The sequence below is a fragment of the Dyadobacter sp. AC419 genome, assembly GCF_979253085.1.
Genome location: NZ_CEEDCD010000027.1, coordinates 491,139 through 510,893, shown reverse-complemented (window position 1 = coordinate 510,893; position 19,755 = coordinate 491,139). Strand labels below are relative to the sequence as shown.

Below are 19,755 nucleotides of genomic sequence, written 5' to 3'. Positions count from 1 at the left end.
TATGTTCAGGAACAATCTCAAAATCGCGTGGCGCAGCCTTAGGAATAAAAAGGCTTTTTCGGCCATCAATATCTTTGGCCTGGCCATTGGGTTGTCGACTTGTATGCTCATTATGCTGTTTGTACAGCACGAGCTGAGTTACGATCGTTTCAATGAAAACGCGGACCGCCTCGTCAGGATGACGATGCACGGAAGTCTGGGCGGTAAGGAGCTCAACATTGCGGTTGCTCCGGCCCCGGCTGGCCCTGCACTGAAAAAGGATTATCCTGGCGTGGAAGCATTCACACGGATTTTCAGAGAGGGCACATTTGTAGTTAAATATGGCAACGAGCAGTTCAAAGAGGATGGTGTAGCATTTGTAGATTCCAATTTTTTCAAAGTCTTCACTCTTCCGTTGGTCGAAGGAAGCGTTGAGAAAGCCGTTGCTGAGCCAAGAACCGTTGTTATCACGGAAACTACTGCAAGGAAATATTTTGGCGCCACCGATCCAATCGGAAAAAGCCTGACACTGGGGACGCGCGGATTATTCCAAGTAACAGGCGTCGCGAAAGATGTTCCTTCCAATGCGCACTTTCATTTTGGTTTTTTTGCCTCGATGAGCTCCGTGCAATTGGGTGAAAAATGGCTTTCCAGTGGCGCTAACACTTATTTGTTGTTGCGGAAAGATTTTACCCCGCAACAGCTTGCCGCGAAAAGCGGTGAAATTGTAAAAAACTACATTGGCCCGGAGATCAAGGAGTTTCTGGGCATGAGTTATGAAGAATATTTGAAAAAAGGCGACAGTTTCAGCTTCCAATTCCAACCGGTTACAGACATTCATTTGCATTCTAATCTTGAAAATGAGCTGGAAGCCAATGGAAACATTAAATACGTTTACATCTTTTCAGTGATCGCAGCATTTATTCTGCTCATTGCCTGCATCAATTTTATGAATCTGTCCACAGCCGGATCCGCTGGTCGTGCCAAGGAAGTGGGCGTTCGGAAAGTGCTTGGTTCTGTGCAACAGCAGTTAGTCCGCCAATTCCTGACTGAGTCGGTGCTGCTGACTTTCTTTGCTTTCATCATCGCCCTCATTTTGGTAATGCTGATTTTACCCAACTTTAACCAGCTGGCGGGCAAGCAATTCAGCCTGGAAACAGTCCTGAACATTCGCACGGTTTCTACTGCATTTCTGGGTTGCCTTATTGTGGGTGTGCTTGCAGGAAGTTATCCTGCATTTTTCCTTTCCGCCTTCCAACCGATCGCCGTGCTGAAAGGCAAAGTGCAGAGTGTAAAAAGCGGTTGGCTTCGCAACACGTTGGTTACCATTCAGTTTGTGGTTTCCATTGCCATGATTGTCGGAACAATGGTGGTTTATCAGCAACTACAGTTTATTCAAAATAAAGAAGTTGGTTTCAAAAAAGATCAGGTTTTGATCTTGCAAGACACTTATTTGCTTGGCGACAAAGCGAAAGCATTTAAATCCGAACTGGAAGGGCTTTCGCAAGTTGGGGATGTAACAATGGCCGGTTACATGCCTGCCGGAGATTCCAATAATGGTGTCGACGGTTTTCTTCCTGAGAATGCAGACAACAGCATCACGCCGTCACGCATTAAAACTTATCAAATCGACGAAAACTATCTTAAAACGCTTGGAATCAAATTAAGTGCTGGACGCAACTTTTCGAAAACATTTGCGTCGGATAGCGTATCCGTGCTTATTAATGAAGCTGCCGTGAAGCAATTTGGCTGGACGAACCCGATTGGTCAGCGCATTGCCACAATTGGCAATGGGACGCCAGAAAGCAAACGAAAATTCACTGTGGTGGGCGTCATCAAGGATTTTCACTTTAAATCCATGCATGAGACCATTGCGCCGCTCGTGATTTACTATGGCGAGGACAATTATCAAATGGCATTGCAGATCAAAACAGCTGACATTCCCGGTTTGTTAAAAGTCATTGAAAAAAACTGGAAGGCGCAAACTGACAATCCATTTTCCTATTCATTTCTGGACGAGCGTTTTAACCAAATGTATCAGTCCGAACAGCGAGTAGGGCAGCTGTTTGGGGTTTTTGCGACATTGGCGGTCATAATCGCTTGTCTCGGACTTTTTGGCCTGGCCGCGTTCACAACCATTCAACGGACGAAAGAAATTGGTGTCAGAAAAGTGCTTGGCGCTTCTGTTTTTAGCATTGTTGCTTTGCTTTCAAAAGATTTCGTGCGCCTGATCATTGTCGCAATCCTCATCGCAACGCCACTCGCCTGGTATGGCATGAATCAATGGCTGGCCGATTTTGCTTATAAAACTGACATTCACTGGTCGGTTTTTGTGCTTGCAGGGCTTTTGGCAGTAAGTGTTGCATTGCTTACCGTTAGTTATGAAAGTGTCAAAGCAGCATTAAGGAACCCGATTAAGAGTTTGAAGACGGATTAAGGATAATCAATTGTCGGCTTTATGCTTAGAAATTACTTCAAAATCGCATTGCGGAACTTGTTGAAAAACAAGCTTTATTCGGGAATCAACATTGTTGGGCTGGGCATTGGGATGGCTGGCGCAATCATTATTTTCCAGCTGGTAAGTTATCATCTTGGCGTGGACCGGCATCACAAAAATGCGGATAAAATCTTCCGCATGGTCGTTGACCTGCATCTCGAAGACGGTTCTGTTGAGCACGAAAGAGGCTCGTCTTTTCCTTTGCACACGACGCTCAGAAAAGAGTTTGCCAATGTTACGCACGCAGCCTATCTCGCGGATCGCGAGTTGACAATCAGCATTGATCAAGCTAAGGAGTCAAAGAAGTTTTTTGAAAAATCATCAGCCGCCTTTACAGATTCCGAGTTCTTTAAAATATTCGATTATCAATTTCTTGCAGGCAATGCAGCGGTTTTGGACCTGCCCAATCAGGTGATTATCACGGAGCAATATGCGCAAAAATATTTTGGAAAGTCCAATCCCATAGGCCGTCTTATCCGGCTTAACAATGCTGAAAACGCAACCGTCGGTGGTGTGATAAAGGATATTACCGAGCAAACGGATTTCAAAAAAGATGTGTTCGTTTCGCTGCCAACATTAAAGAAACTGGTTCCTGAATATGGATATGAAGACTGGACATGGATAGACAGCAACCGCGAAACATTTGTGAGCTTGCGGACAGCCGAGGATCAGAAAGTTATTGAAAATCAGCTGATCGCTTTTGCCAAAAAAATCCACGGACCCGATAACAACATTTTTCGCTATCACCTGCAACCGCTTTCAGACATTCACTTTAACATTGCCTACGGCGGCAAGATCAAATATTATACGATCATCATGCTGGCCACAGTCGGCTTACTGCTGATTCTGATCGCGTGCTTCAATTTTATTAACATATCGACTGCGCAGTCTTTCAAGAGGAGCAAGGAAGTTGGGATAAGGAAAGTCCTGGGCGTGTCGCAATGGCAGGTTTTCTGGCTCTTCATCCACGAAGCGGCTTTGTTCACAGTTACATCATTTCTTTTATCCGTGCTGCTCGCAAAAGTGCTGGTTCCGATGCTTAGTAACTGGCTGGAAATCAACTTAGAGATAAATGCGTTTTCCGATTTTAAATTGCTTGCGTTCAGTGTGCTTTTGCTGTTCTTTGTTGTCTGCGTAGCAGGAATTTATCCCGCGTTGGTTATTTCGAATCTCAATCCGGTCAGGGCAATTAAAGGGCTTGCAATGAACAGTGAACGTGGTGCTTTTTCTGTCAGGAAAGGGCTTGTTGTCGCTCAATTCAGCATCTCCTTTGTTTTAATTGCCGTTTCAATGGTAATCATTTTGCAATCGCGTTATTTGAAGAATAAGGATTTGGGACTAAATAAGGACCTTATTTTGCACGTCAATCTGCCCGATGCTGAAACCGGAAAAATTGAGGCGCTTCGCAATGAAATCCCACGCATTAAGGAAGTCGCAAGTATTTCTTTTTTCAGAAATCCGCCATCTTCGCAGGCAGGAAATGGTGGCAGCATTAAGTTTGAAAATCGCGATTGGGAAAAGTTTGTAGCAAGATCAAGAGTTGCTGACGATAATTACGTGCGCACTTATGGGTTGAAATTGCTCGCCGGCCGCGCACCAGTGAAATCGGACACGCTTCGAGAGCTGCTCGTCAACAGCAAACTTGTAAAAGCGCTCGGCCTGAAATCACCGGATGAAGCTTTGAATAAGCGGTTAACCGTGGGCGATATGGACAATAAAACCGGCATAATCGTCGGCGTGCTTTCCGATTTTAACAATGCAGACCTTTATTCAGCCATCGAGCCTACGGTCATTTATTCCTCGCGTCGACTTTACCGCAGTGCCGGAATTAAGTTGCAAAATATCGGTTCGTCCACGATCAATGACATTATGAATGTCTGGCAAAAACAATTTCCGGAATATGTGTTCCAATATAATTTTTACGACGAAGAGATCGCAGGTTTTTATAAAAGAGAAGAGCTTGCTTCCAATCTGACCTCGTTATTTGCCCTTTTGTCTGTGTTTTTGTCCTGCCTCGGTTTGTTTGGCCTCGCCCTTTTTTCCATCGAGCAGCGCACAAAAGAGATTGGCATACGCAAAGTGTTGGGTGCATCCGTAGCAAGCATAACTGCTTTGTTATCAACAGATTTTCTGAGATTAGTTATCATAGCGATCGTGATCGCCAGCCCGGTTTCATATTATTTCATGCATCGCTGGCTGCAAGATTTTGCCTATCGCATCAGCATCGACTGGTGGATTTTCGCTGCATCCGCATTGCTGGCAATTTTCATTGCATTTCTTACCGTTGGTTACCAATCTGTTAAAGCCGCGCTGGCAAATCCTGTCAAAACGTTGCAGTAAACATTCCGCTTTGCCCGCAATCGTTTTTGAAAGCATTATACGGGCATAACAGAATCCAGCAACAAGCCTGCTAAGCGGATGTCAACCGTTTTCTAAAAATCTTTGAAATACAATAATGGGTTGAAAAAACTTTGTACAAAGGTCTTTATCTTGCACACAGATCCTTCATAAAAGTGCATTATGTTCAGGTTAAGACCGATTTTTTACATTAGTGCTTGGTTTTGTTTGCTCCTTTCCCTGTCCGTTCAGGCACAGGAGGGAAGCAGTTTGGTCTCCGATGTTCATGCTGCATTAGAAACGGGAGCTTATATTTCTTCTCCCAAAACAACTCCATTTTGGTTGCGGACCAATCAGTTTGGCATTGTTCCGGGAACCACGCCAGCCGGACAATTGCAAGCGAGCGCATGGAAACCTTACGTGTTCTTCGACACACTCACCAACCGCAGAAAAAAGACGGACTGGGGATTTGCCGTCAATCCTGTGCTGACGTATAATGGTAACGATCAGTTTAAAGTGCTGCTCCCAGAAGCGCATGTGAAGGCGCGTTATAAAATGTTGGAAATTTACGCAGGCCGTAGGAGGGAAGTGATGGGATTGGGAGACACGACGCTCTCTTCCGGATTTTATGCCGGATCAGGCAACTCACTTCCTATTCCAAAAGTGCAGATCGGGACGGTAACCTTTGTGCCGCTGAAATTTACTAAAAATTTCCTGGCCATTCACGCTGGTTTCGCGCACGGCTGGTTCAATGCTGACTACATTCAGGGAATAAGGCTGCACCAGAAATTTCTGTATTTCAGACTGGGCAAACCGCAATCAAAAAGCAAATTTTACTTTGGGCTTAACCATAATGTGCTTTGGGCGGGACATTCGGAAGAACTGAAAAAACACCCTGAGCTTGCTTTAAATGGCAAATTGCCGTCAGCCTGGAAATTTTATCCCAATGTTGTATTGGCTTACACGTCCAAAAACTGGTTTGAAAAGAATGGTTACGGCGCTTTTGACAGTTATCGGCTTGGTAACCATTTGGGCAGTTATGATTTTGCTTTTGAAACCAAACTGGATGATAAAAAGCTCTTCATCTATCATCAGCACCCATTTGAAGACGTGTCGAGTATGCTCTTCAAGAATATACCCGATGGATTGTACGGCATTAATCTGAAAATGAACCGTTTGGGAAGTGATGCGGGGTTTGTCTTTACGCACGTTACACTTGAATTTTTATCGACCAAAGACCAGTCCGGATCTACATTTTACATTCCGGGAAGCACATATCAAGGCGCGGATAACTATTTTAACCATTCTCAATATGCCGAAGGCTGGTCTTATCAGAATCGCACGGTCGGGACGCCGTTCATTGTGCCGGGCCGGGACATGGATAAGTCTAAGCCATTCAGTGGCAGATATTTTCCAAGCAATCGTGTGAACGTTTGGTATGTAGGCGCACAGGGAAAATGGCGAAATGCACTTTCTATGACTTTGCGGGCATCTTATAGCCGTAATTTTGGCATTCCGGGCGAGCCTATAATCCCTGTTCGCGGCCAATTATCGACATTACTAGGGGCGCAATACGATTTGCCATCGATTAAAAGAACCAGTTTGATCGTGCGGTTTGCTCTGGATAATGGCGACATTTTCGTCCATTCCGCAAGCGGTTATATCGGCATCAGAAAGAGCTGGTAAGCAACTGAAAATAAAGCTGTCCATAGCCGAACAAAGTTGTCCGTTTTCGGACAACTTTGTTTGTTTTTAGCCGTTTAATAAATTGACTATCAGGATGTTGTTTTTGTTGGCATAAAATTGTTAATGCTGATTTCCATCCATTCTCCATCCTGATATATGTTCAAAAACTACCTGAAAGTTGCTTTTCGCAATATCTGGAAAAACAAAGTTTTTTCCGGGATCAACATTGTCGGGCTCGCAATCGGAATGGCGTCATGCATTCTGATTATGCTTTTTGTTTTTTACGAAAAGAGCTTTGATAAAATTCACTCCAAAAACATTTACAGGCTGGATGAAGTCCAGAAATTCAAAGGCATGGTTGCGCCGCAAAAAGTAGCGCTGTCCATGTTTCCCATGGGCCCGACATTGAAAAATGAATTTCCTGAGATTAAAAATTTTGTCAGGATCCGGAATTTTGAACGCGTTCCTTTACTTTATCAAGATAAGAAAGCGGAGTTGCCAAAAGCATTGTGGGTGGATCCCAATTTCTTTCAAATGTTTGACTACGAGCTGCTGGAAGGACAAAAAGGGAGCGTTTTAAAAGATCCGAATGCAGTCGTCCTTTCTGAAAAAAGCGCTGCAAGCATCTTTGGAAAAGAAAACCCAATTGGAAAAACGGTCATACATTATGGCGAGGACACGCTGACATTTAAAGTAACCGGGATTATGCGCAATGTGCCGGCCAACTCACACCTGCAATTCGATGCGCTGTTCTCGTTCAGCACCATTACGCGGCCGGATTATATAAACAATTGGGGCGGCAACTGGCTGGTAACTTACCTCGAACTGGCGCCTGGAACCAGCACTTCGGCATTAGAAAAGAAATTTCCTGCCTATCTCGGCCGGCACATGTCCAAGGAAGGTGCGGCTAACTACGAATTGTTTCTGCAACCCCTGGGCGACGTGCACGCCAAGTCAACCGAAATCACCCACGACTATATCAATTTCCAAAAATTTGACAGAAGTTACACATACATTTTCTCTGTGATCGCAATCATTGTGCTCATCATTGCTTGTGTCAATTTTATGAACTTGTCTACGGCGCGCTCCACAGGCCGTGCAAAGGAAGTGGGCATCAGAAAAGCCATTGGTGCGCAACGGTTTCAGCTCGCCGGGCAGTTCATTGGTGAGTCCGTTTTGCTAGCGCTTATAGCGCTCATTTTGGCTGTCGCAATGGTCAAGCTGCTGCTTTCTTCCGTTAATAATTTCAGTCAGCGCGAACTCGATTTCTCGCTTTTCAGCAGACCAGGACTTCTGTTGGGAATTTTGGGCGGAACAATCATTATCGGCATATTTTCAGGTTTGTATCCGGCAGCGTTTCTGTCTGCATTTCAGCCTATTAAGGTTTTAAAAGGCGCCATTCGCACAGGCAAAAGCGGTTTTCGGAATGCGCTCGTTATTGTCCAGTTTTCCAGCGCTGTTTTTCTGATCATTGCCACAGGCTTTGCCGTTAAACAGCTGCGTTATATGGAGCAAAAAGATCCGGGTTTTGATAAGGAACAGGTTCTCATTATTCCGCTTGATTCCAAGTCAGGGCCTAAATATCAAGCAATTAAGCAAGAGCTTTTATCGAGCTCATTTGTTGCCGGCGTCACGGGATCTCAGCAGCGGTTAGGGAATAATCTGCACCAAACAGGCGTCACATTTCACGGCGACGGGCCTATTAAAGAGATTGCCTCATCTCAGGTTGTCGTTGATCCGGATTATTTGTCTTTGTATAAAATCAAAATCATCGCCGGTCGCAACTTCAGGGACGATGCGGCTGACAATGCCAAGTCCTATATCATCAATGAATCTCTGGCAAAAGAACTTTTGAAAGATCAGCCTAAAATGACCATTCAGTCATTGATCGGGAAACATTTCGGGTTTTCAGGCATGGATTCGACCGGCACCATTGTAGGCGTAGCGCAGGATTTTAATTTCAATTCCTTGCATCACAAAATCGAAACGCTTTGCCTTTTTAACCAAAAAGATTGGGGTTATGAAGAAATGTCTGTGCGCATAAAAGGCAAAGATGCCAAGCAAGCGATCGCGGCGATTCAGGGCACGTGGACTTCGCTCGTGCCGGACCAGGAATTCAAATATTCGTTTCTGGATGATCATTTTGCAACATTATACAAAGCGGACAGCCAGGTGAGCAGCATTGTTGGGATCCTTGCAGCGCTGGCCATTTTTGTGTCTTGTCTCGGCTTGTTTGGCCTTGCATCCTATTCAGCCGAAAGGAGGATCAAAGAAATTGGTGTCCGCAAGGTGATGGGTGCTTCCGTGGCGGGCATTGTTGCGCTGCTTTCCAGGGATTTTCTGAAACTCGTGCTCGCTTCTATTCTCATCGCTTCGCCCGTTGCATGGTGGGCAGTAAGCTCCTGGTTGAAAGATTTCGCTTATCGGATCGACATTGAATGGTGGGTTTTCGCGCTGGCAGGAGCATTGTCCATTGTCGTTGCATTGCTTACGATCAGTTTCCAAAGCATCAAAGCAGCATTGACCAATCCGGTTAAATCATTGCGAAGCGAGTAAGTCAAACAGCATCAATTCCCCTCATTAACCTTGCATTAAATTGACTTTTAACCCAATTATCAACCATGAGCCACATCGCCATCCCTATCCCGCCGCTTCAAGGAAAGCAGGAGATCAAAGTTGAAGTCACCATCAATGGAATTAAGCAAAATTTATTTTACCGGGTTGAGCTCTTTTATTGGGAAGATTGCTCTAACCCGGTTGCGCACCGCGCCGATTGCATCAGCGAAATGCTTTCACATCACGATCCGGAATGGACCGTTTATTACATAGGCGCACCGAATGACGATTTTGTGCCGATCACTTTTGTGAAAAAAGAAAGTCGTAACCTCATGCGCGAAGCACTGGCATAACAAATTTACAAGAACAGATTTACAAAAATCTTTATTTGCATCATTGTTGCATTATTGAATCGACTGGTTCTATATTTGCATCATTGTTGCATTTAAAGATTTTTTCATGAAAAAGCATTTATTAAAAACACTTTCCACCCTTGCACTAAGTTTCGCAATCGTATCCTGCGATAATGACAAAGAAGAAATCGTCGCGCCAGAGGCAAACAAAGAATTCCAATTCATCCGGATCCTGGTGAATGATGAAGTGACGAAGGAATTGTCGCTCGTAGATCCGGTCAAGTTGTCTGTTGAGAAATTCGAGGCGCAGTTTCCCAAGTCCGCGTTGTATGGAACGCAGGCTGGGCGTTTCGGTGCGCTGGTGAATGGTGCCAACAATTTCGTGCAGATTTTCGACACCGGTTTTGAAGGCCACGGAGATCACGTTGACGTAAAAGGGACGCCGAAATTCGGTGCATTAACCGGCACTGGCAACAAACCAACCCATTTCAAAAGCAAAGGAGAGGAGATTATCACATTCAATGATGGCGACGGAACGCTGTCAATCGCCAAAGAATCAGACTTTCATGTTGCCGGCGCCAAGATGTTAAACATTAGCACGGGCAATGTGGCGCACCACGGCGCTATGACCAAGTTCAACAACGGAACTTATGCAATCACAGAAAAGGACGGATCGGTTGCAGGCTCGTTGCCTGAGCGTGTCCGGATCATTAATGCTTCTGGAAAAACACTTTTTGCGTCCACAATCCAGACGAAAGGTATTCATGGAAATGCGACGAATGGTGCCGTGTCATTATTCGGATCGGCAAGCGGAATCCTTGTCGTGGAGCCCGGCGGTTCGCAGCGGCTTATTCCACATCCCGCCGACTTCGGTGACGCATGGTTCGGCTCGATCCTTGAAGCGAAAGGCGCAGGGAAATTTATTGGTTATACGGCTGCAAAAGGCGCTTATCTCATTGATATTGCCGCTAACATAGTAACGCCGATCATCGCAAATGCTGACATTATGCAGGCGAAAGTGGATTATGCCGGAAACAATCTTTTGGTTTTACTACACAGCGGCGAAGTGCGCATTTACGATTTGAAAACAAATGCAGTCGTGAAAACGGGCAGCATCATTCCTGCTACGACCAAAGAAGAAACGCAAAAGCCACAACTCGAAGCGACTTCGCGGTTTATTTACATTACACAACCTAAAACAGGCGAATTACTGCGCATTGATGTCGCGGATCTGTCAAGGGTTGAGCGGATTAAAGTGTCTGCGACGCCGTATCGATTGAGCGTGCTGGGCATTGAATCGGACGAAAGCCATTAATGTGCATTACTTTCCGGACGAAAGTCCGGAAAGTAATCAAAACCAAAATTGATCGGAAGCTTGCTGCGGTTTCCACTTGCTTTTCGGCTCAAAATGTTCCCAAATGATCGCGGACAATTTCCGGATCAGCACAAACCCCTCATTGCTTTGCAGCCAGGATTGATCTTGCTGGTTTTTGGTGGCAATGCAAAACACATAATCGCCGTGCGGCGCGTGGACTACATTCACTTCTGATCTTGCCTGATTCACGGCGCCAGTTTTTGACGCAATTTTCACTTGTGGAGGAACCTGCGAAATGGCTTCGCCGTCCCAGAACTGCATGCCCAGATAGCGATACATACGCTCACTTGCCGCCGGGCTAATCGCCTTTCCGTCGCGGATCATTGCAACAAGTTCAGCCATTTCTCGGGGCGTGGTTTGTCCCCAGCCGTATTTTGCTTGTCCGTCTTTCCTTCCGGGCGTTCTGGAATTGACCTTAATGTTTGAAAAACCATTGTTTTCAAGCCATGCATTGATCGCTGAGCCGCCTCCGGCCAGAGCCTGCAACCACAAACTTCCCGTGTTGTCACTCTGAGAAATCATCAGATGAACGACTTTTGGCAAGGCTATTTTGGTGCTGTCCCGAAACGAGCCAACGATGCCGTTATCATATTTTAAAGAGTCGCGGTAAATCAGTTCCTGGTCAAACTTGACCTCGCCACGATTTATTTTATCAAAAATCCCGCACATAATCGGCACCTTAACCATGCTCGCTGTTGGGAAAATGGAATCCGCAAGAACGGCTGCAATGCGGTTGGTTTTGAGATTTCGGACATAAATGCCCGCATCGCCTTTAAAGCCAGCCATCGCCGCTTCGAGTTTTTTGACCAGCTTCTGATCAACAGCGGTTTTTCCCACGGCTGCCGGCTGGGCAGGGGCAGCAGTTGTTAGCAAGATTAAGGCGAGAAATCGAATGCATTTGAACATGATAGGAGTGATTTGAGTGAGTTTTTATCGCGACATTTTTCGTTTGCCGGATCTAGGGTCGTTGAATTGCAAAAAGCCCCAATGTTCGGGAAAATGCATGTTGATAACACCCTGCGGCGACCAGACCCAATTGTATTCCGGCATTGCTTTGCCTGTTTCCGGATTCCGCTTCCGCGCATATTTGCCTTCCTCGTTAACCTCATGATTCCAGTTTACCCGAGAGAAGTTGATCCGCCATTCCGAACCGGCGGTCGGAGTAATGGCAGGCACATTTTCCGTAGAAAGTGATGCGAATGGAATGGCAATTTCAAGGGTCCACCGCTTGTCCTTGTCTTTTGAAACATTCATTGTGCCATCGATGGAAACGGCCGATCGCAGCTCTTTAATGTCCCAGCGCAGATTAGCGCGGCCTCCTTTTTTGTAGGTTTTGGGAAGAAAAAGGTCAAATGTATTGTTGGCCGCATTGATTTCCAGCTCGTAGTAATTCTCAGTATCACCATCCGGATCAATAAAGACTTCAAAGTCATTTTCCAGATATACAATCTGGTCTTTTTTAACCTGATATGCCCAGATATCCGTCTCTTCCATCACGGCCGCAATGTACAAATGAGTGTCGTCCCACAGCATTTTGGCTTGTGTATGCTGGTAAGGAAGCGGTTTTTTGTCTCCTTCAATGTCCACAAACCGCGCCGTCCAGTCCGCCTTCTTCCAGGCGCCTTCCAGCTTTCCGTCGATTTGGATCGGTTTGTCGGTTTTGTTGCAAATGTATTTTCTGGGAAGTGTTTCTGTTTGTGCAAAGCTGGTTTTTACAGCTCCGATCGTGACAAAAAGAATGAGCAGGTTCAGGGTTTTAAAGGTTGATTTTTTCAATGGGTTTAGCAGGATTAATTAAAGTTCGCGCTCAAAAAAAAGCACATTTTCAAGAGGGCTGACATTATAAGGGGTGGTTTCCTTAAAGCCAAATGACTTGTAAAGGTTGAGCGCAGCGGTCATTTCAGCAACCGTGTCAAGTTTGATCGTTTTGTAACCCAGCGCGCCGGCTTCTGCGATGATTGCTCCTAATAAGGCCTTTCCGATGCCTCTTCCCTGGTGCCCCGGACGAATGTACATGCGCTTCACTTCGCATGTTAAGTCATTTTCAATGCGCCGCAACCCGGCCGCGCCAATGAATTCGCCGTCATTTTGGACCAGAAACAATGCACCGGTTGGTGGCCCGTACATTTGCGGAAGCTGCAACAATTCGTCGTCAAAGTTTTGATAGGATAATGCAAAGCCAAGCGAGTTGGCGTATTCCTGAAACAGCGCGCCGCCAGCCTGATATTGTTCCGGCGAGGCGGCTTTAATGATTTGAAATGTCATGTAATGTTACTTTTTAGTGCCCTTCAAAAGGTCGCTGGCTTTAATCGGAGTGCTTAGCAGCTTTTCAAAAGATTGCCAGCGTTTGGCTTCGTCCGAACTAGCCTGACCTTCAATGTAATTCTTAACAATGTCCTGCCCGTAATTATAATTGATCACATAACTGCGGTATTTTCTGATAAAACGCAGATAATCGACGGCTCCTTTTTCAGACAAAAGGCAGTAGTCTGTCAGCCAGCGAAGAGCTTCTTTGTCGTCCATGGTTTTGCTAAAAAGCCCTCTTGCCACTTCATTACGGGCATAATTCAGTTGCGATCGGATTTTTAATGCATTGAAATAAATATTGAATCCAGTGGTGTCCAATCCGGCGAGCGGAATGAGCACTTGCTTGCAATATTGCTTTGGCGAATCGCCCGGGAATGCGACAGAAATGCCATAATTGGCACTTCCTTCAGCAATAAGCGACTGCGGACTGAAAAGCGGGTAAAGCGAAATTTCCTGCAAACCTCTGTCCCGGTAAATGTTTTTTTCCAAAAGCGCATTGAAAACGTGATGGCCCGGATAACCTTCATGACAAGCCAGATCGATTGCCCGTTCAATGTAAATTGGCTGACTAATGTTGATCTGGATAATGCTTTGGTAATTTCCTTTATACCAATTGTATCCCGACCAGGGCTTATCTGTCACATATTCCAACTTAAAGTTCTCACCCTCAGGCAATGTATAATGCTGCAATGTGCGTTTCCTCGCCTCCGCAATTGCAACCAGAAACACGGTGTCAATTTTGTTTTTTGGAATGATAAATCGCTTTGCGAGTTGTTGAAACCGATCCGGAAGCGCTCCTTTGCCGGGTAAAATGCTGTCCAAAGTTGCTATAAGTGATTGGAAATGTTGTTCCGGAAAAACAGGCGCAACTGCATCAAACAATTCCTTTGACTCCAAATCAAATGGAGCGTTTTCGCCTGCAAATATTTTAATGCGCCTTTCAAAAGCAGTCAGTTGCGCATTAAGCCATTCCGCACGGGCACGGGTAGAATCATTTTTTGTGGAAGTGATCAGGGAATCAAGCGCGTTTTTCAGGCCGGAAACGCGGAAAAGCAGGCTGTCTTTCGGAAAGTTAGCGGTGTCCGTGCCAGCTTTGGGTCTGAGCGAATCGGGACCATAATAAGCGTCAACGAAATCCGGATCAAACCGGCCGATGTTTAATCCAAGCGTCACATATTCCCGCCCGACCCGGTTCAGCTTTTCGGTCTCATTCAAATGCCCATTTTTCGAACGGCATGCAAACAGGAAAAAGAATAAAATCGCGATTATGGCACTTTTAAAGCTCATTTTTGTGCAGAATTTAGAAAAATCCAGTGTTCCCATATAGGGCGTAAATTACACAGATTGATGCTAAACATAAACTGGAATGGTATTAATATAAGAAGTTTGTCCAGTGCTTAACCTGGAATGAACCCCGAAAAATAGTGTAACATGACTGCCAAGTATACCTTCACTGAGCAACAGTTGATTTCGCTTCTAAAAAGTAATGACAGGGTTGCATTTGAGTATTTATATGATCATTACTCAGCTGCGTTATACGGCATCATCGTTAAAATAGTAAAGGATGAAGAACGCGCCTGCGATGTTATGCAGGATACATTTCTCAAAATCTGGAAGGGGATTTCAAGTTACAATTCTGAAAAAGGGACGCTTTTTACATGGATTCTCAACATTGCCCGCAACACAGCCATTGATAAGCTGCGGATGGAGGTTAAGAAAGAAAATGTGATTAAGCTGGATTCCTTGCATGATCGCGATCTTTCGGGTGCATCCATTTTCACACCCATTCCTGCCACTATGGACGTCCGTTCGATCGTGGAACAACTGCTTCCCGAGCGCAAGCTGCTCATTGATATGGTTTATTTTCAGGGTTACACACACGAAGAAGTGTCTGAGCGCCTGAGTCTTCCATTGGGAACAGTGAAGTCGCGGATCCGCAAAGCTTTACAGGAATTGCGCGACGTATTTTCCGTGACAACTCCCGATGCTGTCTTCGCTTAATAATTTCCGTCACAAATTTCCGATAAGATCTTGCTTTCGCTTCGCAGCCTTTCTCAAAAGATTGGCTGCTAGAATGATGCAGATCACGCGCCCGCCAATGCAGTGAAAGTCCGTTTCGGCTTTTATTCAAGTGGCGCTTATTTCAAGGTTGATGTTGCCTGCATGAGCATTTCCGGTCCTCCGCTTCCCGTTACATTGTCCGCATTTAATGTAAGCAAAGAAGGTTCGGCGGCAACATTGGCGTGGTCCACAACATCAGAAAGCAATTCGGACCGTTTTGAAGTGCAGCACAGCGTCGACGGCAAGCAATGGGACGTGCTGGCGACCATCGCGGCAAAGGGCGAAAGCAAAGAATTAGTGTCTTACAATTTCACCCATATAACTCCTTCCGCCATTAATCTTTACCGGCTCAAAATGATTGACCGCGATGAAACATTCGCATTCAGCAGCATTAAAAGTCTCAATTTTGAAGGCGATTCACAGATCAGCATTTACCCGAATCCGACGACCGATCACATTGTCGTTAGCAGTGATGCAGCCATATCAAGCGTAAAACTTTATGATCAGAAAGGGGTGCTTGTGATGAACACATTACCCGACGCATCCAATGCGGTTGACCTCAAAAGACTTGACAAGGGAATCTATTTCGTTAAAATCAATGACGGCAGCCTGACAAAGCGGATCGTGATTGTGAAGTAATTTTCAGGACATTTCAAAAGTCCTTCATTCGTAATTATCGGATGAAGGGCTTTTGTTTTATAATATGTTCATAACTTTCAGGCTCGTAATCCTGTAAAGTGCCAAAGGACTTGGATTTTAGTAAAGAAGATTTCGGAGCTGATTTTAGCTGGGGCGTCGCCACGGCAGCTTATCAGATAGAAGGTGCTGTGGATGTTGACGGTCGCGGACCTTGCATCTGGGATAAATTTGCGAGTAATAAAGGCAGGATAAAAAACGGTGATCGCGCTGACATTGCTTGCGATTTCTACAACCGTTACGAAAGTGACATTGCACACGTGCATGCACTGGGCTTCAAGGAATTCCGGTTTTCTATTTCGTGGTCAAGGATTTTTCCAAAAGGTTTTGGTGAGATCAATGAAAAGGGCATTGCGTTTTATAATAAGGTTATCGATCAATGTCTGGCGCTTGACATTGTTCCCTGGATCACGTTATATCACTGGGATTTGCCGCAGGCTTTGGAAGACCTGGGCGGATGGAAGAACCGCAAAATCATCGATTGGTTTACTGATTATGCCACGGTTTGCGCTCATGCATTTGGCGACCGTGTGAAAAAATGGGTGGTTTTGAACGAGCCAATGGCCGTAGCCGGTTTGGGTTACACGACTGGCTTGCATGCGCCGGGACGCAAGAGCATAATGAACTTTTTGCCCGTCGTTCACCATTTAGCCATGTGCCAGTCTGCGGGCGGCCGTGTGATCCGGGAGCTGGTTCCGGATGCTTACATTGGAACGGCTGTTTCCTGTTCTTACGTGCATGCTGCAAGCAGCAGCATACGCGACATGCAGGCTGCAAAACGTGCGGATGCGCTTATGAACCGGCTTTTTATAGAACCTGCATTAGGCCTCGGTTATCCATCCGACGCATTTGGTTTTTTGAATAACATTAAAAGATACATGCTGCCCGGCGATGTGGAAAAACTCCCATTCAACTTCGATTTTGTGGGTGTGCAGAATTATTTCAGCGTTGTGGTAAAGCATTCTTATCTGGCGCCCGTGGTTTGGCTAAAAGAAGTGCCTGCGAAGCTTCGGAATGTGCCGATCACCGCAATGGGATGGGAGGTGAGTGGCGATGGAATGTATCGTATTTTAAAGCAATTCGCGGCGTATGATGGCATTAGGGAAATTATTATTTCCGAAAATGGGGCCGCTTTTGAAGACACATTAACAGATAACTCCGTTCATGACGATGCCCGAAAATTGTTCTTTCAGGAATATCTTGCCGCCATATTAAAGGCGAAAAATGAATTGGGGAAAATAAAAGGTTACCTGGCCTGGACCTTGATGGACAATTTCGAATGGGCCGAAGGTTTTGCAGCCAGGTTTGGACTGATATATGTCGATTTTGAAACGCAGGAACGCACCATTAAGGATTCCGGAAAGTGGTTTGCGTCGTTTTTAAAATCCTGACTCGTCTCAAAAAAATCAAATCTCAGATCACAAATTGAGGATGTTTTTTGCTTCCTTTTCTGAGTAAAAAGGGGCTAATTCTGCTTCATCGATCATTTCCTGAACTTGCTCTTCCGATGCTGGTTCCGGTTTATTGTCGGCCTGATCGGTTGTGTCCGTAAAATCAATCATTCCTTTTTGTTTAAGGCTTCCGAGAACTTGGGTAATCAATTCCTGCTCAGATTCTTTTACTACTTCAATGTGAAAGGTTTTCATATACGTCTATTTTTTATAAATATTATTTATTCAAAAATCATACCGCCGATGCAACCTCATGTCCTGAATAAACATCATTCCTTAAAACCTAATCAAATTAGAGCATGAAAACGAAACAGTTACTATTCCTGATGCTTACGCTTTTTGTGTCTGTTGCTGCAAAAGCGCAGGACGAGGACAAGCCTTACGTAACCAAAAATTTTACAAATACTTCGCTTAAAGAACTGGAAGTTGAGACTTCCGGCGGATCCATAACGGTCACAGGCGGCCAGGGCAGCGGATTTAAGGTTGATATGTATGTCAGGCCAAACAACTGGAATGGCAAGCAGGAGCTTTCGAAAGAGGAAATTGAGGACCGTTTGGAAGACTATGACATCCTGATCGGAACAAGAGATAACCGGGTGGTGGCAACTGCAAAGCGGAAAAATAATGTGAAATGGGATAACAAAAAAAGCATTTCCATTGGCTTCAAAGTGTCGGCACCGCGTAATACAGCCACAAATCTCAAAACGAGCGGCGGAAGCATCCACATTGCCGCATTATCGGGTGAGCAGTATTTCACAACGAGCGGAGGAAGCCTGAAAATAAACGATTTGGATGGCATTATCCGCGGCAGGACTTCGGGCGGCAGCATTGATGTTGCCAATTGCAAGAAAGACGTAGAGCTTCACACCAGCGGCGGGAGCATCAAAGCAACCGAATTGAATGGTAAAATCGTCTTGGAAACTTCGGGCGGAAGCATTGCATTAAATGGCCTGGAAGGTGACATTAAAGCGCACACAAGTGGCGGAAGTGTTAAGGGTGACGGCATTACAGGTTCTCTGGATACAGGCACTTCGGGCGGATCGGTAAGACTTGCCAATGTGTCAGGAAGTTTGAGAGCGAGCACCAGTGCAGGGAGCATTGAAGTAGAAATGAACAAGTTAGGTGACTACGTGGACCTTTCGAGCTCGGCGGGAAGTGTGCGCGTGACAATGCCTATGGACAAAGGTGTTGACCTGAACCTGAAAGGCAACAAGGTGAACATTGCGCTGAAAAACTTCGACGGCCAGGCAGAGAAAGATTACGTGCGTGGTAAAATGAACGGCGGCGGCATTCCGATAACATTATCAGCCAGCAGCGGAAGCGTTTCTGTGAACCAATAATGTTTACAATTGCCTGATCAGGTCATTGAAAACAAATTTTGTTTTCAATGACCTTTTTTTGTGACCGATTCTGAAAACCTGCGTCAAAGCATAAATAATCGCTTTGTCCCATGTTTAAAAAAATCACAGAACAGCTTCAGGAATTCTTTGGCATTTCAAAAAAAGAGGCGAGAGGCGCGTTGGTGCTGATGATCATTTGCCTTTTCCTGCTTTGGGCACCATTCGTTTTTCGCAGATTTATTCTGCCCGTTTTGCCCATCGCCCGCGAACCTATCGATTTCAAAAAGTTCGACAGCATTGCCGTTGAACTTGAAAAGGAGAACCAATCTAAGTTCAAAAAGTATAAGCCTTTTCCCAAAAAAGCATATGCTAAAAAGTCGGTTAAGCCGGTCAGGCTTTTCGATTTTGATCCGAATTCCGCCTCATTAGCGGAGCTTGAAACACTGGGTATTCCTGCGTTTTTGGCCAGGCGCATTGATAAATTTCGTAGTAAAGGAGGGAGGTTCCGGAAAAAAGAAGATCTGCTGAACATCTATGATTTTCCTTCGGAGCTTTTTGTAAAGTTGGAGAAACACATTGTTTTTGCTTCTGTTTCCGGATCGTCAAATTCTCGTCCGTCATCCGATTCTCGTTCGTCGTCAACTTCTCGTTCGTCATCCAATTTTCGTGAACGTCCCGGGGTTGAAACCCCGGGGAATATTGCGTTTGATGTTAATGTTGTGGATACTTTACGACTTGTGCGATTGCGGGGAATTGGCAGTAAACTTTCTATGCGGATTCTGAAATATCGCGATGCATTGGGCGGGTTTCACTCCGCGAGTCAGTATGCCGAAATATTTGGACTGGATTCGCTGGCATTATCCGAGCTCAACCGATATGGTAAGATCAGCAGCAACATTAAGAAGATCGGCATTAATAATGTAACGGCTGAGGAGCTGGGGCGGCATCCTTATCTGAGAAACAAAAGGATCAATGCAACAGTCGTGAATTACAGAGCACAACACGGCGCATTCAAAACAATGGATGACTTGCGGAAAGTGAAGGTTTTAGATGAAGATCTGATCAAAAAAATAGAGCCTTATCTCTCGTTTGAATGAAATAAGGCTCTTCAAATTCA

Annotated in this window: 16 protein-coding genes; 11 read left to right on the top strand and 5 right to left on the bottom strand. The window is 45.3% G+C overall.

The genetic code is table 11. The features are described 5' to 3' along the window. Window position 1: 1 nt before the first annotated feature. From AC0IYG_RS27240 to AC0IYG_RS27215, 6 genes are all read left to right on the top strand, one after another. Window positions 2–2,416 carry an ABC transporter permease gene (locus AC0IYG_RS27240; protein ID WP_471714243.1) on the top strand — a complete coding sequence of 805 codons (2,415 nt, stop codon included), beginning with the start codon at window positions 2–4 and terminating at the stop codon, window positions 2,414–2,416. Window positions 2,417–2,437: 21 nt separating this feature from the next. Then, window positions 2,438–4,816, top strand: coding sequence for an FtsX-like permease family protein (locus tag AC0IYG_RS27235; protein ID WP_471714242.1), 2,379 nt, complete (start codon window positions 2,438–2,440; stop codon window positions 4,814–4,816). A gap of 180 nt (window positions 4,817–4,996) precedes the next feature. Next, window positions 4,997–6,499 (top strand): capsule assembly Wzi family protein, encoded by a 1,503-nt coding sequence (locus AC0IYG_RS27230; RefSeq protein WP_471714241.1) that lies wholly within the window; start codon window positions 4,997–4,999, stop codon window positions 6,497–6,499. Window positions 6,500–6,655: 156 nt separating this feature from the next. Beyond that, on the top strand, window positions 6,656–9,055 hold the full coding sequence (locus tag AC0IYG_RS27225) for an ABC transporter permease (RefSeq protein WP_471714240.1): 2,400 nt from the start codon (window positions 6,656–6,658) through the stop codon (window positions 9,053–9,055). 65 nt (window positions 9,056–9,120) lie between these two features. Further along, window positions 9,121–9,408, top strand: coding sequence for a hypothetical protein (locus AC0IYG_RS27220; RefSeq protein WP_471714239.1), 288 nt, complete (start codon window positions 9,121–9,123; stop codon window positions 9,406–9,408). 106 nt (window positions 9,409–9,514) lie between these two features. Then, entirely contained in the window at window positions 9,515–10,723 is a 1,209-nt protein-coding gene (locus tag AC0IYG_RS27215) for a YncE family protein (protein ID WP_471714238.1), read from the top strand. Window positions 10,724–10,759: 36 nt separating this feature from the next. Here the strand turns inward: AC0IYG_RS27215 and AC0IYG_RS27210 are convergent, their stop codons facing one another. Genes AC0IYG_RS27210 through AC0IYG_RS27195 form a run of 4 tightly spaced genes read right to left on the bottom strand, consistent with a single transcriptional unit; the run spans window position 10,760 to window position 14,377 of the window. After that, complete coding sequence (locus AC0IYG_RS27210; protein WP_471714237.1) at window positions 10,760–11,689, bottom strand: serine hydrolase; 930 nt, start codon at window positions 11,687–11,689, stop codon at window positions 10,760–10,762. Between the two features lie 24 nt (window positions 11,690–11,713). Next, window positions 11,714–12,559, bottom strand: a complete 846-nt coding sequence (locus AC0IYG_RS27205) for a carbohydrate-binding family 9-like protein (RefSeq protein WP_471714236.1) — start codon at window positions 12,557–12,559, stop codon at window positions 11,714–11,716. 18 nt (window positions 12,560–12,577) lie between these two features. Then, window positions 12,578–13,048, bottom strand: coding sequence for a GNAT family N-acetyltransferase (locus AC0IYG_RS27200; RefSeq protein WP_471714235.1), 471 nt, complete (start codon window positions 13,046–13,048; stop codon window positions 12,578–12,580). A 6-nt stretch (window positions 13,049–13,054) separates the two neighbouring features. Next, on the bottom strand, window positions 13,055–14,377 hold the full coding sequence (locus AC0IYG_RS27195) for a hypothetical protein (RefSeq protein WP_471714234.1): 1,323 nt from the start codon (window positions 14,375–14,377) through the stop codon (window positions 13,055–13,057). 144 nt (window positions 14,378–14,521) lie between these two features. On the opposite strand from AC0IYG_RS27195, the gene AC0IYG_RS27190 reads away from it, so the two are divergent. The 3 genes from AC0IYG_RS27190 (at window position 14,522) to AC0IYG_RS27180 (ending at window position 17,238) form a co-directional block, all read left to right on the top strand. Next, window positions 14,522–15,091, top strand: coding sequence for an RNA polymerase sigma factor (locus tag AC0IYG_RS27190; RefSeq protein WP_471714233.1), 570 nt, complete (start codon window positions 14,522–14,524; stop codon window positions 15,089–15,091). Window positions 15,092–15,193: 102 nt separating this feature from the next. Beyond that, window positions 15,194–15,790, top strand: a complete 597-nt coding sequence (locus tag AC0IYG_RS27185; RefSeq protein ID WP_471714232.1) for a T9SS type A sorting domain-containing protein — start codon at window positions 15,194–15,196, stop codon at window positions 15,788–15,790. A 98-nt stretch (window positions 15,791–15,888) separates the two neighbouring features. Beyond that, window positions 15,889–17,238 carry a GH1 family beta-glucosidase gene (locus AC0IYG_RS27180; protein ID WP_471714231.1) on the top strand — a complete coding sequence of 450 codons (1,350 nt, stop codon included), beginning with the start codon at window positions 15,889–15,891 and terminating at the stop codon, window positions 17,236–17,238. Window positions 17,239–17,265: 27 nt separating this feature from the next. On the opposite strand, the gene AC0IYG_RS27175 is transcribed toward AC0IYG_RS27180, so the two are convergent. After that, on the bottom strand, window positions 17,266–17,493 hold the full coding sequence (locus AC0IYG_RS27175) for a hypothetical protein (protein WP_471714230.1): 228 nt from the start codon (window positions 17,491–17,493) through the stop codon (window positions 17,266–17,268). A 104-nt stretch (window positions 17,494–17,597) separates the two neighbouring features. Here AC0IYG_RS27175 and AC0IYG_RS27170 point away from each other — a divergent pair, with 104 nt between their 5' ends. After that, window positions 17,598–18,638 (top strand): DUF4097 family beta strand repeat-containing protein, encoded by a 1,041-nt coding sequence (locus AC0IYG_RS27170; RefSeq protein ID WP_471714229.1) that lies wholly within the window; start codon window positions 17,598–17,600, stop codon window positions 18,636–18,638. Between the two features lie 110 nt (window positions 18,639–18,748). After that, on the top strand, window positions 18,749–19,735 hold the full coding sequence (locus AC0IYG_RS27165; protein ID WP_471714228.1) for a ComEA family DNA-binding protein: 987 nt from the start codon (window positions 18,749–18,751) through the stop codon (window positions 19,733–19,735). The last annotated feature ends 20 nt before the right edge of the window (window positions 19,736–19,755 follow it).